The organism is Cupriavidus phytorum (assembly GCF_003254285.1).
In the GTDB taxonomy this organism is placed as follows: domain Bacteria; phylum Pseudomonadota; class Gammaproteobacteria; order Burkholderiales; family Burkholderiaceae; genus Cupriavidus; species Cupriavidus phytorum.
Genome location: NZ_QKZN01000002.1, coordinates 41873 through 57827, shown reverse-complemented (window position 1 = coordinate 57827; position 15955 = coordinate 41873). Strand labels below are relative to the sequence as shown.

At 68.2% G+C, this 15955-nt stretch carries 14 protein-coding genes and 1 tRNA gene; 3 read left to right on the top strand and 12 right to left on the bottom strand.

Features of this window, described 5'->3' with window-relative positions; all coding sequences use genetic code 11:
* Positions 1-2 precede the first annotated feature (2 nt).
* The 4 genes from C7416_RS05525 to pncB form a co-directional block, all read right to left on the bottom strand.
* On the bottom strand, positions 3-998 hold the full coding sequence (locus tag C7416_RS05525; protein ID WP_111517544.1) for a 2-hydroxyacid dehydrogenase: 996 nt from the start codon (positions 996-998) through the stop codon (positions 3-5).
* Between the two features lie 4 nt (positions 999-1002).
* Positions 1003-2421 carry a sodium:proton antiporter gene (locus tag C7416_RS05520; RefSeq protein WP_111517543.1) on the bottom strand — a complete coding sequence of 473 codons (1419 nt, stop codon included), beginning with the start codon at positions 2419-2421 and terminating at the stop codon, positions 1003-1005.
* A 158-nt stretch (positions 2422-2579) separates the two neighbouring features.
* The gene (locus C7416_RS05515; protein ID WP_111517542.1) at positions 2580-3266 is read right to left on the bottom strand and encodes a LutC/YkgG family protein; all 687 of its coding nucleotides are present in this window, start codon (positions 3264-3266) and stop codon (positions 2580-2582) included.
* Between the two features lie 84 nt (positions 3267-3350).
* Positions 3351-4529 (bottom strand): nicotinate phosphoribosyltransferase, encoded by a 1179-nt coding sequence (gene pncB, locus C7416_RS05510; protein ID WP_111517541.1) that lies wholly within the window; start codon positions 4527-4529, stop codon positions 3351-3353.
* Between the two features lie 365 nt (positions 4530-4894).
* Here pncB and fdxA point away from each other — a divergent pair, with 365 nt between their 5' ends.
* From fdxA to C7416_RS05495, 3 genes are all read left to right on the top strand, one after another.
* Positions 4895-5218 carry a ferredoxin FdxA gene (gene fdxA, locus C7416_RS05505; RefSeq protein ID WP_012353337.1) on the top strand — a complete coding sequence of 108 codons (324 nt, stop codon included), beginning with the start codon at positions 4895-4897 and terminating at the stop codon, positions 5216-5218.
* An 87-nt stretch (positions 5219-5305) separates the two neighbouring features.
* Positions 5306-6415 (top strand): NAD(P)/FAD-dependent oxidoreductase, encoded by a 1110-nt coding sequence (locus C7416_RS05500; protein ID WP_111517540.1) that lies wholly within the window; start codon positions 5306-5308, stop codon positions 6413-6415.
* Positions 6416-6653: 238 nt separating this feature from the next.
* Positions 6654-6729, top strand: a tRNA-Asn gene (locus tag C7416_RS05495).
* Positions 6730-6837: 108 nt separating this feature from the next.
* On the opposite strand, the gene C7416_RS05490 is transcribed toward C7416_RS05495, so the two are convergent.
* The 8 genes from C7416_RS05490 to kdpC all read right to left on the bottom strand — a co-directional run bounded on the left by C7416_RS05490 (position 6838) and on the right by kdpC (position 15940).
* The gene (locus tag C7416_RS05490; protein ID WP_062800919.1) at positions 6838-7605 is read right to left on the bottom strand and encodes an IclR family transcriptional regulator; all 768 of its coding nucleotides are present in this window, start codon (positions 7603-7605) and stop codon (positions 6838-6840) included.
* Between the two features lie 60 nt (positions 7606-7665).
* The gene (locus tag C7416_RS05485) at positions 7666-8826 is read right to left on the bottom strand and encodes a CaiB/BaiF CoA transferase family protein (protein WP_111517539.1); all 1161 of its coding nucleotides are present in this window, start codon (positions 8824-8826) and stop codon (positions 7666-7668) included.
* Between the two features lie 12 nt (positions 8827-8838).
* A complete protein-coding gene (locus C7416_RS05480; RefSeq protein WP_111517538.1) occupies positions 8839-10005 on the bottom strand; it encodes an acyl-CoA dehydrogenase family protein in 1167 nt (388 codons plus the stop codon).
* Between the two features lie 40 nt (positions 10006-10045).
* Entirely contained in the window at positions 10046-11023 is a 978-nt protein-coding gene (locus C7416_RS05475) for a Bug family tripartite tricarboxylate transporter substrate binding protein (protein ID WP_111517537.1), read from the bottom strand.
* A 43-nt stretch (positions 11024-11066) separates the two neighbouring features.
* The gene (locus C7416_RS05470; protein ID WP_111517536.1) at positions 11067-11456 is read right to left on the bottom strand and encodes a cupin domain-containing protein; all 390 of its coding nucleotides are present in this window, start codon (positions 11454-11456) and stop codon (positions 11067-11069) included.
* Between the two features lie 175 nt (positions 11457-11631).
* Positions 11632-12327 carry a two-component system response regulator KdpE gene (gene kdpE, locus C7416_RS05465; protein WP_111517535.1) on the bottom strand — a complete coding sequence of 232 codons (696 nt, stop codon included), beginning with the start codon at positions 12325-12327 and terminating at the stop codon, positions 11632-11634.
* Between the two features lie 31 nt (positions 12328-12358).
* Complete coding sequence (locus C7416_RS05460) at positions 12359-15223, bottom strand: DUF4118 domain-containing protein (RefSeq protein ID WP_111518068.1); 2865 nt, start codon at positions 15221-15223, stop codon at positions 12359-12361.
* Between the two features lie 87 nt (positions 15224-15310).
* On the bottom strand, positions 15311-15940 hold the full coding sequence (gene kdpC, locus C7416_RS05455) for a potassium-transporting ATPase subunit KdpC (RefSeq protein WP_111517534.1): 630 nt from the start codon (positions 15938-15940) through the stop codon (positions 15311-15313).
* Positions 15941-15955: the final 15 nt, after the last annotated feature.

The window sequence follows — 15955 nt, the reverse complement described above, 5'->3', positions numbered from 1 at the left end:
CCTCAGCGGCGATGCGCCATCACTTCAGGGTTGATCACGGTGGGCGGATGGCCGGCCTGCGGGCCCTGGTCGAGCGCCGCGATCAGGTTGTCGGCCGCGAGCATGGCCATGGCGCGGCGGGTTTTCTCGGACGCGCTGGCGATATGCGGCGTCAGCACGACGTTGGGCACCGTCAGCAGGTCCGGATGGACCGATGGCTCGCCCTCGAACACATCCAGCCCGGCGCCGAAGATGCGCTTGTCGCGCAGCGCCTGCGCCAGCGCGGCATCGTCGACGATGCCGCCGCGCGCCAGGTTCACCAGCGTCGCGGTGGGCTTCATCAGCGCCAGCTCGGCGGCGCCGATGGCATGGTGGCTCTGCGGGCCGTATGGCAGCACCAGCAGCAGGTGGTCGGACTGGCGCAGCAGGTCTTCCTTGCCGACATAGCGGGCGTTGAGCGCGCGCTCGGTCTCGGCTGGCAGCTGGCTGCGGTTGTGGTACAGCACGTTCATGCCAAACCCGCCCGCACGCCGCGCCAGCGCCTGGCCGATGCGGCCCATGCCGAGGATGCCCAGCGTGCTGCCGTACAGGTCCATGCCGACCAGCATGTCGTAGCTCCAGCGCTGCCACTTGCCGGCGCGCAGGTAGTGCTCGGCCTCGGTGACCCGGCGCGCGGTTGCCATCAGCAGGGCCCAGCCGAAATCCGCGGTGGTTTCGGTCAGCACGTCCGGCGTATTGGTGGCGACGATGCCCGCGGCGGTCAGCGCCGGCAGATCCAGGTTGTTGTAGCCGACCGCCATGTTGCACACCGCGCGCAGTGCCGGCAGCCCGGCAACGACGCCGGCGTCGATGCGGTCGGCGGCATTGGCCAGCACGCCGGCCTTGCCCGCTAGCCGCGCCTTCAGCGCGGCGGCGTCGAGCACCGCGTCCTGCTGGTTGTCGTCGACATCGAAATACTGCGCCAGGTGCGCGATGACTTCGGGATAGATGGCGCGGGTGACCAGGACGGACGGCTTCATGGCATCAGATATGGAAGAAGAGGAAGGTCATGATGACGAACAGCGGCATCAGGAAAATGCCCGAATACAGCATGTAGCCGAAGAAGCTCGGCATGCGCACGCCGCGGTTTTCGGCGATGGCCTTGACCATCAGGTTGGGTGCATTGCCAATATAGGTGTTGGCGCCCATGAACACCGCCCCCGCCGAGATCGCGGCCAGCGTCGAGGCATCGCGCGTCATCAGCGTGGCGGGGTCGCCACCGGCGGTATTGAAGAACACCAGGTAGGTCGGCGCGTTGTCGAGGAAGGAGGACAGCACGCCGGTCGCCCAGAAATACATGCTGTCGACCGGCTGGCCGTTGGCGTCGCTGACCGCGCGGATCACCCCAGAGAAGGCGCCGTCGGTACCCGCCTTCAGCATCGCGATGACCGGGATGATGGTCAGGAAGATGCCGGCGAACAGCTTGCCCACCTCGAGGATCGGTTCCCAGTTGAACTCGTTGCCCACGCGCGCCGCCCGCGGCGTGACCAGCATCGACACCACCGCCACCACCACCAGCAGGGCGTCGCGCACCGCCGCCTGCAGCGGCACCTCGGTGCCCAGGATGTCGAACGAGATGCCCGGCTTCCACAGCCCGCTCATCAGCACCAGGCTGACCACCGCCAGCAGCAGCACGAAGTTGAACTTGCCTTCGATGGCGATGCTGCCCGAATCCGGGGTCGGATCGACCGACAGCTGTTCTTCCTTGTTGCGGTAGTAGTGCCGGTCGACCAGGTAGAACACCAGCAGCAGCACCGCGCAGATAAAGAGCGTTTCCGGGAAGATGTTGCGCAGGGTCCAGAAGAAGTCGACGCCCTTCAGGAAGCCCAGGAACAGCGGCGGGTCGCCCAGCGGCGTCAGCGAGCCGCCGGCGTTGGCCACCAGGAAGATGAAGAACACCACCACGTGCGCCACGTGGCGGCGGTTGTCATTGGCGCGCAGCAGCGGCCGGATCAGCAGCATGGCGGCGCCGGTGGTGCCCATGAAGCTGGCCAGGACCGTGCCCAAAGCCAGGATGCCGGTATTGAGCCCCGGCGTGCCGTGCAGGTTGCCGCGCACGCAGATGCCGCCGGCAACGATATAGAGCGTGGTGATCAGCGCTATGAACGGAATGTACTCGGCCAGCAGCGCGTGCACGGTGCTGACGGCGGCGGCATGCGCGCCGAACACGAAAGCGAACGGCAGCAGGAACAGCAGGCCCCAGCCCGCGGCGATCTTGCCGTAATGGTGGTGCCAGAACTTCGGCCCCAGCAGCGGCCACAGCGCGATCGACAGCAGGATGCCGGCAAAGGGCAGTCCCCACAGCGGCGACAGCGACGCCCCGTCGAGGTCGGCGGCATGGCCGGCGGCGGGAAAGGCGGCCAGCATGGCCAGCAGTGGCAACAGCACGGGGGCACGTCGCATCAGGCAGGATCTCCTCGAACAATGCAGCGGTCATGGGAGCGCGCGGCGCGATGCCAGAGCGCGCGGGCAAGCCTGCAAGTGTAATGCAAGGCCCTGCCGCGCTTCCCCTTGCGGCGTGCATTTTCGGATTGCGGCGCGCTGGCGTCGCGCCGCGCAGATCAGGCCGCGTCGACCAGGATCACATGCACGCGGTACGGGCCGTGGGCGCCCAGCACGATGGTCTGCTCGATATCGCCGGTGCGCGACGGACCGCTGATGATGTTGGTGGCGCGCGGCAGCTCGCCGCGCTCGCTGCGCACCAGCGCGAACGCATCTTCCAGGCCGGCGACGATGCGCGAGCGCGGCACCACCGCGATATGGGTCTCGGGGAGCAGCGCGGCCGAGGCGAAGGTGGCGGGGCCGGACAGCAGCATCAGCGAGCCGGTCTCGGCAATCGCGCAGAAACATCCGGTGATGCCGACCAGGTCGCCATGCTCGCGGTCGGCCGCGGCGTCGCGCACCGGCGGGCGGCACTCCACCGCCAGCCCCGCGTCCTGCCACGGCAACGGGTCGAACTCATCCCAGGCGACCGCGCGGCGCACCAGGCCGAGGCTGTCGAGATAGCGCACCGTGGCGGCGGGCACGTCGGCCAGGGTCGCGACGCGCTCAACGGTCGAGGCCATGCGCTGCGCCTGCGCCAGGAAGGCTTCGGCCAGGTCGGGCGGGACGGCCGGACGCGGGCCCTGCGGGTGGCGCGCCAGGTAGTCGGCGACGGCGCCGCGCTCCCCCGCGCTTGGCCGGGCCGGCCTGCCCTGGGCGGCACGGATGCGGGCAAAGATGCGGTCGCGGGCGTCGTTGGTTTCCATGTGGCCTGGCTTGTGATGGCAGTGCGCAAGGGCGCGATGCGGCGATTATAGGGGCGATACAGCGGCGCGCCGTGCCAAAACCTGCTACGCGGCGGGCTGCACCGAATACACCTGGCGCAGGTAGGCCAGGTAGCCGGGATCGTCGCACATGGTCTTTTCCGGCGTGTCCGACAGCTTGGCCACCGGCTGCCCGTTACAGCGCACCATCTTCAGCACGATCTGCAGCGGCGTGTAGCCCAGGTCGTTGGTCAGGTTGGTGCCGACCCCGAACGCCAGCCGGCAGCGGCCATGGAAGCGCTGGTACAGCTCGATCACGCGCGGGATGTCGAGGCTGTCGCTGAAGATCAGCGTCTTGGTGCGCGGGTCGACACGGTTGGCGGCATAGTGGGCCACCATGCGCTCGCCCCACAGCACCGGATCGCCGGAATCATGGCGCACGCCGTCGAAGAGCTTGCAGAAATACAGGTCGAAGTCGCGCAGGAAGGCGTCGAAGCCATAGGTATCCGACAGCGCGATGCCCAGGTCGCCACGGTATTCGCGCGCCCAGCGCTCCAGCGCAAACACCTGCGAGTCACGCAGCCGCGGCCCAAGCGCCTGGCAGGCCTGCAGGTATTCATGCGCCATCGTGCCCAGCGGCACCATATTGTGCAGGCGCGCGAAGTGGACATTGCTGGTGCCGGCCAGCTGCGGCCCCAGCAGGCGCCGCATGGTCAGCAGCACCTCTTCCTGCCAGTCGCGCGAGAAACGCCGGCGCGTGCCGTAGTCGGCGATCACGCAATCGCCCAGCTCTGGCGTCTGTAGCAGCGCCAGCTTGGTTTCCAGCCGGCGGCGGCCTTCGGCCAGGTCGGGCTGGGGCTGGGTGCGGCGGAAATAGACTTCGTTGACGATGGCCAGCACCGGCACTTCGAACAGTATGGTGTGCAGCCACGGGCCGGTGATGGAAATCTCGATCTCGCCGTTGCCCAGCGGCGACGGGCGCACCGAGACATATTTCTCGTTCAGGTGGAACAGCCCGAGAAAATCGACGAAATCGCTCTTGATAAAGCGCAGGCCGCGCAGGTAGGCCAGCTCTTCCTCGGTGAAGCGCAGCTGGCACAGGCGCGCCACCTCGGCGCGGATCTCGTCGATATACGGGGTCAGATCGATACCCGCGTTGCGGCACTTGAAGCGGTATTCCACTTGTGCCTGTGGAAACTGATGCAGCACCACCTGCATCATCGTGAATTTGTACAGGTCGGTGTCGAGCAGAGACTGGATGATCATAGCGGGCCAGACGGCGATGCCGGGTCAGAACGCCATGCTACCTGAAGTCCGGCCGCTGCCGGCTGGCCAGGTGGTGCCGCGCAGCATGCCGGCGACCAGACAAAGACGCCAGCCGGCCACCATGCGTTAAATCAAAAGTACATAAAGAAATAAGAAAACTATCTGATCCGGCTATATAGACCAGCTATTCTTGCCAGAAGGCTCGGCTACAATACCGGTTTCCGAAAGGCCTCGGCCGGCGCTCGCCCCGCCCATGCTGCCCTGCGGCACGCGGGCACCCCATGTGATGAATGCGGCGCGTCTCGCCGGCAAGAAGCGGCCCCACAGTTTCCCATTAAAAGCCGACCCGTTTTCCTGGAACCGAAATGACTCACGTTGTCACCGAATCCTGCATCCGTTGCCGCTACACAGACTGCGTTGACGTGTGTCCGGTCGATTGTTTCCGCGAAGGCCCGAATTTCCTGGCCATCGACCCGGATGAGTGCATCGATTGCGCCGTGTGCGTGGCCGAATGCCCGGTGAACGCCATTTACGCCGAGGAAGACGTGCCGGGCGACCAGCAGCAGTTCATCGAACTGAATGCCGAACTGGCGCGCGCCTGGCCTTCCATCACCAAGACCAAGGCCCCGCTGGCCGAGGCCGAGGAGTGGAAGGACGCCACCGACAAGCTGCAGTACCTGGAGCGCTGAGCGCACCGGGCAGTAAAGAAAGCCGTCCCCACGCGCTTTCCGCAATGCCGGGCACCCCGCGTGCCCAACCAACGTATCAGGACGAATATGGACTTGAGCATTCCAAATCCCGTTGCCGACACGACCAGGCAGGTCGAGGGCGGCAGCCCCGCAGGCGGCCAGCCCCTCGAAATCGATGCGCTGATCGTCGGTGCCGGCCCGGTCGGTCTGTTCCAGGTGTTCGAACTGGGCCTGCTCGAAATCAAGGCCCACGTCATCGATTCCCTGAAGGTCGTTGGCGGCCAGTGCGTGGAGCTGTATCCGGACAAGCCCATCTACGACATCCCGGCCGTGCCCAGCTGCACCGGCCAGGAGCTGACCGACAACCTGCTCAAGCAGATCGAGCCGTTCGAGCCCACCTTCCACCTGGGCCAGGAAGTCTCCGTGGTCGAGCGCCGTGACGACGGCCGCTTCTTCGTCGAGACCTCGCTCGGCACGCGCTTCATCACCAAGACCATCTTCATCGCCGCCGGCGTGGGCTCGTTCCAGCCGCGCACGCTCAAGGTCGATGGCATCGACAAGTTCGACGGCAAGCAGCTGTTCTACCGCGTCAAGGATCCGAGCCGCTTCCACGGCCGCAACCTGGTGATCGTCGGCGGCGGCGACTCGGCGCTGGACTGGACCCTGGACCTGGTCGGCAAGGCCGAGTCAGTGGTGATGATCCACCGCCGCGACGGCTTCCGCGCCGCGCCGGCGTCGGTCGCCAAGATGAAGGAACTGTGCGAGCAGATGGAAATGCAGTTCCTGGTCGGCCAGATCAGCGGCTATGAAGAGAAGGACGGCGTGCTCACCGAGATCAAGGTGTCCGGCGCAGACGGCGTGACCCGCCGCCTGCCGCTCGACGACCTGCTGGTGTTCTTCGGGCTGTCGCCCAAGCTGGGCCCGATCGCCGAATGGGGCCTGGACCTGGAGCGCAAGCAGATCAAGGTGGACACGGAGAAATTCCAGACCAATATCCCCGGCATCTTCGCGGTCGGCGATATCAACACCTACCCCGGCAAGAAGAAGCTGATCCTGTCGGGCTTCCACGAGGCCGCGCTGGCCGCGTTCGGTGCTGCGCCGTATATCTTCCCCGAGAAGAAGATCCACATGCAGTACACCACCACCTCGCCGAAGCTGCACAAGGTGCTGGGCGTGGAATCGCCGGTGTTCGACTGACCCGCTGTGGGTCCCCGCAGAAAAAAGCCGCCGCGAGGCGGTTTTTTTCTGGCACAAAGCCGGAAGCGTCGCTATAATGCGGCCTCGCTGTTCGGCGCCCACGGCCGCAAAGCCGGCATCCAGCCTTCTGGATCGCACGCCAGGCAGCAAGCCAGCCTTCCCCGCACCCCGGGAACTAAATGCCGAAAGGGTGTTGACGAAGAAAAGAGAAACTGGCTATAATTTCTTTCTCAGCTGTTCCCCGATAGCTCAGTCGGTAGAGCGACGGACTGTTAATCCGCAGGTCCCTGGTTCGAGCCCAGGTCGGGGAGCCAACCGATACGGAAGCCCGGTGCAAACGCACCGGGCTTTTTCGTTTTCCGTTCGTATTTGTGGGTCGCAACGGTTTGGTTCGGGGCTGCCGCAGTGCCCCGCCCTTCGTCTTACCCCTGCAGCGCAGCGCTTGCGGCCTTCAGCGCCACGACGATCGCCTCCGCATTGGCTTCGACCCGATGCAGCGGCCCAGCCACCGACATCCCGTAGACAACGCCGCCGAGCGATACCGGCATCGCGATGGCCCCCAGGTCGGGGAACGACTCGCCGAAATTCGGATACCACCCCTGCGCCTGCCATTGCTGCATCGCCGCCTCGAATACCCGCAGCGAGTCCACCGTGCGGCCGGTGCGCGACGCAAAGGAAACGCCGGCCAGCAGTTCCGCGCGGCTTTCCATGGTCATGGTGCCGAGGATGGCGCGGCCGATCGAATTGACATGCGCGTCGCGCAGTTCGCCCGGCGCAGCGATATAGCGCACAGGATTGGCTGACTCGCGCACCTCGAGGTACAGCACGCGCCCGTCCTCCTGCAGCTTGCCGAACACCACGGTCTCGCCGGTGGTGTCGCGCAGCGATTCCAGCACCGGCTGCACGCGCTCCAGCAGCGGGTCGTTGCGGGCGATGCGTTGCGCGATATCGAGCAGCCGGCGCGTCGGGTAGTAGCCCTGGCGGCGCCCGGTCTCGTACAGATAGCCCAGCGAAGCCAGCGTGCGGATCAACCCCAGGCAGCTCGACATCGGCGCGCCCAGCAGCTTGGCCAGCTCGGTCAGCGTCAGCGAGCGCCCTTCGCGCGCATAGATTTCCATGATCTCGATCACGCGCAGCGCCGTCTTGACGCTGCCGTAACCGGACTTCTCCGCCGCTTCGTTTGCTGCCATCGTTTGGCTTCCTCGACTTCAGTATCCGTTGGCCGGGATTGTACGCGGCGGCAGCGCGGGTCAGTCCTCCTGACGCGCGCCGGGCGGCAAGGCCTGCGGCCAGCTGCGGATATTGCCCGGCGTGCGCGAGAAGCGCGTGGGAATGCCGACGCCGCGCAGGCGCCCTTCGCTCGGATGGTCGTACTCGAACATCATGCCGGTGGCGCGCAGGTGCGGGTCGTCGGCAAGGCTGTCGAAGTGCGGCACTTCGCTGTGCGGGATGTCGGCATCGCGCAGCAGCGCCAGCCATTCGGCGGTGGTGCGCTGCGCGACGATATCGGCCAGCGTGGCATAGAGCGCGTCGATATTGGCGCTGCGCGCGGCCGGCGTCGCGTAGCGCGGATCGCTGGCCAGCGGCGCATGGCCGGAGACATCGAAGAAGCGCTGCCATTGCGCGCTGGTGTATGGCAGCAGCGCGATATGTCCGTCGCGGGTGCGGTACGGCTTGCGGTGCAGCGACATCACGCGCGGATAGCCGGCCGGCCCGAGCGGCGGCACGAAGGTCTGCCCGGCCAGCTGCTCCGTGGCCAGGAACGACACCAGCGTCTCGAACATCGGCACCTCGATGGCCTGGCCGCGGCCGGAACGCTCGCGCTCGTACAGCGCCATCGGAATCGCATAGGCCACGGTCAGCCCGGCGACCTTGTCGGCGAGGATGGTGTTGACGTACTGCGGCCCTTCGTTCGAGTTGGCGCCCTGGAACTGTGCCATGCCGCTGCGCGCCTGGATGATGTCGTCGAAGGCGGGCGCGCCGGCGTACGGCCCCGACTCCGAATAGCCATAGGCACCGCAGTAGATCAGCCGCGGATGGTCCGCGCACAGCGAGGCATAGTCGAGCCCGAGCTTGCGCAACGACTGCGGCCGCACGTTGGAAACGAAGACATCGGCGCCGGCGATCAGCGCCTTCAGCGCCGCCAGGTCGTCGGGCTGCTTCACGTCCAGCACCACGAATTGCTTGTTGCGGTTCAGGTTGAGGAAGCTGGCGCCCATGGCGGCGTGCCGCGCCGGCTCGGCGTGGCGGAACACGTCGCCGGCGGGCGGCTCGACCTTGATCACCTCGGCGCCCATGTCGCCGAGGATCTGCGTGGCATACGGCCCCATCGCCACCGAGGTCATGTCGATCACGCGGATCCCGGCCAGCGGCCCGGTCGGCGCAAGCGGCTGTGCAGGCTGTTCTTGCATCGACGTTCCCGCTCAGTAAGACTTGGGCAAGCCCAGCACGCGCTCGGCGATAAAGCACAGGATCAGCTGCGGGCTGACCGGCGCGATGCGCGGGATATACGATTCGCGCAGCAGCCGCTCGACGCGGTACTCGCGCGAGTAACCCATGCCGCCCAGCGTCAGGATCGCGGTCTGGCAGGCATTGTGGCCCGCCTCGGCCGCGAGGTACTTGGCGGCGTTGGCCTCGGCTCCGCACGACTGGCCCGCGTCGTAGCGCGCCGCGGCCTTGAGCATCATCAGGTTGGCCGACTCCAGCTGCATCCACGCCTGCGCCAGCGGATGCTGCACGCCCTGGTTCATGCCGATGGGGCGGCCGAACACCACGCGCTCCTTGGCGTACTGCGTGGCGATGGCCAGCGCCGCGCGGCCCAGCCCGATGGCCTCGGCCGCGATCAGGATGCGCTCCGGGTTGAGCCCGTGCAGGATGTACTCGAAGCCCTTGCCCTCGTCGCCGATGCGGTCCTCGTCGGGAATGAACAGGTCATCGATGAACAGCATGTTGGTGTCGACGGCGGCGCGGCCCATCTTGTCGATCTCGCGGATCTCGATCTTGCTGCGGTCGACTTTCGTATAGAACAGCGACAGCCCCTCGGTCGATTTCTTCACCGACTCCAGCGGCGTGGTGCGCGCCAGCAGCAGCATGCGGTCGGCCACCTGCGCGGTCGAGATCCAGATCTTGCGCCCGCTCACCGAATAGCCGCCCGGCACCTTGCGCGCAAAGGTCTTGAGCTTGGTGGTGTCGAGCCCGGCGTCGGGCTCGGTCACGCCAAAGCAGGCTTTCTCCTGGCCTGCGATCAGCGGCGGCAGGAAGCGGCCCTTCTGCGCGTCGGTGCCGAACACCACCACCGGGTTCAGGCCGAACACGTTCATGTGCACCGCCGACGCGCCGGTCATGCCCGCGCCCGACTGCGAGATGGTCTGCATCACAAGCGCCGCTTCCAGGATGCCCAGTCCGGCGCCGCCGAAGGCCTCGGGCATGGCCACGCCAAGCCAGCCGCCTTCGCACAGCGTCTGGTAGAACTCGTGCGGATAGGTGCCGGACTTGTCGAGTCGGTCCCAGTATTCCATGTCGAATTGCCCGCAGACCTGCTGCACCGCCTCGACGATGGAGGCCTGTTCTTCGGAGAGATCGAAATTCATTGCGTTACCTGCCTGCTGTCGTTGTCGGTTCGATGGTGTCTTATTCCGGCTGGATGCCCGCGTCCTTTACCAGCCGCGCCCACTTCTGCAACTCGGCCACGACAAACTGGTTGAGCTCGGCCGGCGTGCTGCCGAACGGCTCGAAGCCGAGCGCGTGGAACTGCGCCGCATGCTGCTTGCTGGTGGCGATCGCCACCAGCTCGCGGTTCAGGCGCTCGACCATCGGGGCCGGCACCCCGGCCGGCGCGAACACGCCGTTCCACGAGGTCACGTCGAAGCCCTTCAGTTCCGGCACGCTTGCCAGCGGCGGCAGATCGGGCAGCAGCGCGCTGCGCTGCGCGGTGGTGACCGCCAGCGCGCGCAGCTTGCCGGCGCGCACGTTGGCGATGCCGGCGGCGAAGTCGACGAACATCGCCTGCACCTGGCCGCCCATCACGTCGGTCATCGCCGGCGGCGTGCTCTTGTACGGCACGTGCAGCATCTTCAGCCCCGCCATCTTCGACAGCGTCGCGCCCGAGACGATGCCGGTGCTGTTGCCGCTGGCATAGGTCAGGCCGGGATGCGCCTTGGCGTAGTCGACGAACTCGCGCAGGGTCTTGACCGGCAGCGCCGGGTTGACCACCAGCATGAACGGCAGGTTGCCCATGCGCGAGATCGGCGTGAAATCCTTGACCGGGTCATAGCGCAACTGCTTCATCAGCGACGGGTTGGCCGAATGCGTGGTGTTGGTGGTCATGAACAGCGTATAGCCGTCGGCGGGCGCCTTGGCGACGAACTCCGCGGCGATGGTGCCGTTGGCACCGGGCTTGTTGTCGACCACCACCGGCTGTTGCAGCGACTCGCCCAGGTACTTTGCGGTTAGGCGCGCCACCGCATCGGTGCCGCTGCCGGCGGCAAACGGCACCACCAGGCGCAGCGGCTTGGCAGGGAATTCATCGGCGGCCTGCACCGGGGTGGCAGCCAGCGCCGCGCTGCAACCCAGCACCAGGCTGGCAAAAGCGTTCTTGAAGGACTTCACGGTGGTTGTCTCCTGTAGTTTTGTGTCCCGCGACCGCCGCCTCTCAGGCGGGCCGTATCACGCGTTCAGGGGATTCCTCGTAGGGCGGGGAATAGATCACCAGAATCTTCGCCGGCTCGTCGCTGACCACGGTGAAGACGTGCATCTGGTCCGGCGGGAAAAAGCAGCAGTCGCCCGGACCCAGCTCGCGGCGCTGGCCGCCGACTTCGGCAATGGCGCGTCCTTCCAGCACGTAGCAGACCTGCTCGATGCCGGGATGCGCGTGCGGCAGCGCGCCCTTGCCTTTCTCGATGGTGCCGTGGATCACTTCCAGGTGGCGCGAGCCAACCGTCTCGGGCGCGATCAGCCGGCGGTTGAGCGTGCCGACATGGTTGGCGGGGTGGTAGCCGTCGACCTCGTCGGTCGAGATGAAATACACGCGTTGGTCCGGCATGCGGGTCTCCTGCCTGAATTCATGTTTATGAATAATAGTTTATACACATGAATTTGTCCGTCAAACGATTTCGACGCGTGTGCGGGTTTACCGGGAGCGGACGGCATGGACGAGCGCTCACCTCACGCGGCGCGTGATCGACCTGAAACGGATGATGTGAAACGGCTTGCGGCGCTCAGCCGGCGAAGCGGTATCCCACGCCGACCTCGGTCAGCAACCACGCCGGCTGGGCCGGGTCGGCCTCCAGCTTGTGGCGCAGGTGACCCATGTAGACCCGCAGGTAGTGGCTGCTGTCGGCATGGGACGGCCCCCATACTTCGCGCAGCAGCTCGCGGTGCGTCATGACCTTGCCGCGGTGCGCCAGCAGCACCGCCAGCAGGCGGTATTCGATCGGGGTCAGGTGCACCGCCTCGCCGCCGCGCGTGACCTGCCGGTTGGCGAGGTCGACGGCGACCTCGCCGAACGCCACCTGCGCCCGCCCCTGCGCGCCGGCGCGCGCGTGCCGGCGCAACAGCACACGCAGCCGCGCCACCAGCTCGCCGACGCCGAAGGGCTTGGTCAGGTAGTCGTCGGCGCCGGCGTCGAGCGCGCGGATCTTCTCGGTCTCGTCGGTGCGCGCCGACAGCACCAGCACCGGCACCTCGGTCCAGGTGCGCAGCTCGCCGATCATCGAGACGCCGTCGCCGTCCGGCAGGCCCAGGTCCAGGATCACCAGGTCGGGCTGGCGCGTGCCGGCCTCGATCAGGCCGCGCTGCAGCGTATCGGCCTCGTGCACGGTGCAGCCCTCGTCCTGCAGCGCCGCGCGCACGAAGCGGCGGATATGGGGTTCGTCTTCCACCAGCAGCACCGTGGGCGAAAACTCGAATGGCATGACGCGTTGCTTCCTTGCAAGGTTGGCGGGTTCAGGCCGGCACGCCGGCCGCTTCGGGCTCCAGCACCGGCGGGGTGCCGCGCGGCAGCGTGACCACGAAGCGCGCGCCGGCCTCATCGGCCTTCGCAGCCTGCGCCGGATGCACCGGCTCGACCCGGATGCTGCCGCCGTGCGCCTGCACGATCGCCTCGCACACGGCCAGGCCCAGGCCGACGCCGCTGGTGGCGGATTCGCGCTCGCCGCGCGTGAATTTCTCGAACACCTGGCGCGCCATCGCGGCCGGCACGCCGGGACCGTCGTCCTCGACGATCAGATGCACCGACGCTTCGGTGACCTCGCCGCGCAGCCGGATCTCGGTGCCCGGCGCGGTGTACTTGGCGGCGTTCTCGAGCAGGTTGCACAGCACGCGCTCGATCAGCACGCCGTCGCATTCGACCAGCGGCAGCGCCGACAGGTCGGCCACCACCACACGGTGCCGCGCCAGCGCATCGCGCAGCGATGCCAGCGCCGCGCCGGCCAGCTCTTCGAACGACTGCCAAGTCTTGCGCAGCGCCACGTCGGGGCCCTGCAGCCGCGCCATGTCGAGCAGGTTGGCCACCATCGCATGCATGCGCCGCGCCTGATCGCGCATGGCACCGACCGTGTCGGCCACGCCCGGCGCCAGCGGCGGCGTGCCGCGCTGCAAGGTCTCGGTCATGCCGATCAGGCTGGTCAGCGGCGTGCGCAGGTCGTGCGACACCGCCGCCAGCAGCGAGCTGCGCAGGCGCTCCGACTCCATCGTCAGCAGCGCCTGCTGCGCGACCTCGACGTAATGCAGCCGCTCCAGCGCGATCGCGATCAGCGTGGCAAAGACATCGGCCTGGCGCCGCAGCGCGGGCTGCGCAAAGGCACGCCAGGCGCGCGGCTCGACCGCGAGCACGCCGCGCACCTGCATCGGCGCTTTCAGCGGCAGGTACAGCACCGTGCCCGCCGGCAGCGTGTCGGTGCCGGTGCCGGCCGGCTGGCCGTGGTCGAACACCCATTGCGCCAGCACATGATCGATGGCGTCGCTCTGCGCCGCGACGCCGGCTTGCGCATTGCTCTCTGCATCGATGGCGGCAGGCAGCAGCCGCCCTTGCGGGCCGGCCAGGAAGAATGCCGCACGCGCGTCGAACGCCGCCCGCAGGAAGCGGCTGCCGATGGCGACGATCTGCGCATCGGTCAGCGCCGCCGACAGTTCGCGCGCCAGCTCGTACAGCGTGCGCGCATCGGTCTCGCGCTGGACCGACACGCGCGCCTGCTCGCGCAGCCCGGCGGTGAGCTGCCCGATCACCAGCCCCACCGCCAGCATCACCAGGAAGGTCACCAGGTATTGCACGTCGCTGACCGCGAACGACAGCTGCGGCGGCACGAAGAAGAAGTCGAACGCCCCCACCGCCACCAGCGCGGCGAAGGCGCCGGCGGTGCGTCCGTGGCGCAGCGCCACGCCCGCCACCGCCAACAGGAACAGCATGGCGATATTGACTAGGTCGAACCATGGCCGCGCCAGCGCCGACAGCGCGGTGGCGCCGGCGCACCAGGCCGCTGCCCACAGCAGGCCGGGCCACTGCGCCGGACGCGACTCTTCAGCTTGCAGGTCGATGCCATGCGCACCTCGGGCGGCATCGGGCGCCTCATGCCGGACCCCGTCGGCGGCGACGCGGATCACGTCGACCTCCGGGCACGCGGCCGCCAGCGCATCGGCAAAGCTGCTGCGCCCGAACAGCCAGGCGCGCGCGCCCAGCCACGGCGCCAGCAGCTGCGCCAGCCAGGCATGCAGGCGGCCGGGCAGCGCACCGCCGCGGTCACGCCAGCGCGCCGGGGTGCGGCCGAGCAAGACCTTGGTCAGGTTGTGCCGCCGCACATAGCCGGCCACCGCCGTCACCATGTCGCTGCCGGCCAGGGTCTCGGTGCGCGCGCCCAGCGACTCGGCCAGCCGCATGGCCTCGTCCAGCTGCGCGCGCAGCGGGTCGGGCACCGGCGCCAGCCGCGGCACCGACACCGTCACCACATGGCAGTCGCAATCGAGCTGCGCGGCCAGCCGGCGCGCGCTGCGCACCACCTGCGCGGCATCGCTGCCGTGGCCGATGCAGGCCAGCACCGCTTCGCGCGTGCGCCACACCGGCTCGATCGACGCCTGCTGGCGGTAGGCGCGCACATCGTCGTCGACGCGGTCGGCGGTGCGTCGCAGCGCCAGCTCGCGCAGCGCGATCAGGTTGCCCTTGCGAAAAAAGTGCTGCACCGCGTGGCGGGCCTGTTCGGGCACGTACACCCGGCCTTCGCGCAGCCGGCGCAGCAGTTCGTCGGCGGGCAGGTCGACCAGCACGACTTCGTCGGCCTCGTCGAAGACCGCGTCGGGCACGGTCTCGCGCACGCGGATGCCGGTGATGCCGGCCACCGCCTGGTTCAGGCTGTCGAGGTGCTGGACGTTGACGGTGGTCCAGACGTCGATGCCGGCCGAGCGCAGCTCGGCGATGTCCTGCCAGCGCTTGGGATGGCGGCTGCCGGGCGCGTTGCTGTGGGCCAGTTCGTCCACCAGCACCAGCGCCGGCCGGCGCGCCAGCGCGGCGTCGAGATCGAATTCCTGCAGCGCGCGGCCGCGGTGCTCGAGCACGCGCCGCGGCAGCTGCTCGAGCCCTTCGGCCAGCGCCTCGGTCTCGGCGCGTCCATGGCTTTCTACCACGCCCACGACGACATCGCCGCCCTGTTCGCGCAGCGCGCGCGCGGCCGCCAGCATGGCAAAGGTCTTGCCGACGCCGGCCGAGGCGCCGAAGTAGATGCGCAAGCGTCCGCGCGCGGCGCGTTCGCCATCGGCCTGCAGGCGTTGCAGCAGGTGGTCGGGATCGGGGCGGAGGTCGTCGGCTGGGCGCGCGGGCATGGTGGGCGCGCTCACGTTGCGGCAGCGCAAGCGCAGCCAGATTGTGCCATGCAGGCCGGCGCGTGGCCCCCAACGTGGCCTCCCGCCTCAGCGCGCCGGCAGCGCATCCAGTGCCAGGTTCAGCCGCAGCACGTTGACGCCGGCCTCGCCCAGCACCGGCAGCAGCGGCTTGTCGGTATGCGCGGCGATCAGCGCGCGCACCTGCGCGAGCGGCAAGCCCCGCGCCCGCGCCACGCGCGCCGCCTGGTACTCGGCCGCGGCCACGCTGATATGCGGGTCCAGGCCGCTGCCGGAGGCGGTCACCAGGTCCACCGGCACCGGCGCGGTATTGCCGGGATCGGCCGCGCGCAGCGCGTCGATGCGCGCGCGGGCCGCGTCGGCCAGCGCCGGGTTCGATGGTCCCAGGTTGGAGCCGCCGGAAGCTCCGCCGTTATAAGGCATCGGCGCGGTGGCCGAGGGCCGGCCCCAGAAGTCGCCGGGCGCGGAGAATGGCTGGCCGATCAGCTCGGATCCCAGCACCTTGCCGTCGCGCACGATCAGCGAGCCGGCCGCCTGGCGCGGGAAGGCCGCGCCGGCGATCATGGTGATCGCCGCGGGGTACAGCAGGCCGGTCAGCAGCGACAGCGCCAGCAGGATCACCAGCGCCGGACGCAGCACGCCGCCCTGCGCTTCGGTTTGTGCGGCGTGCGCGGTGTCGGCGGTGATTGGATTGGACATGGTTGCTCCGAACAT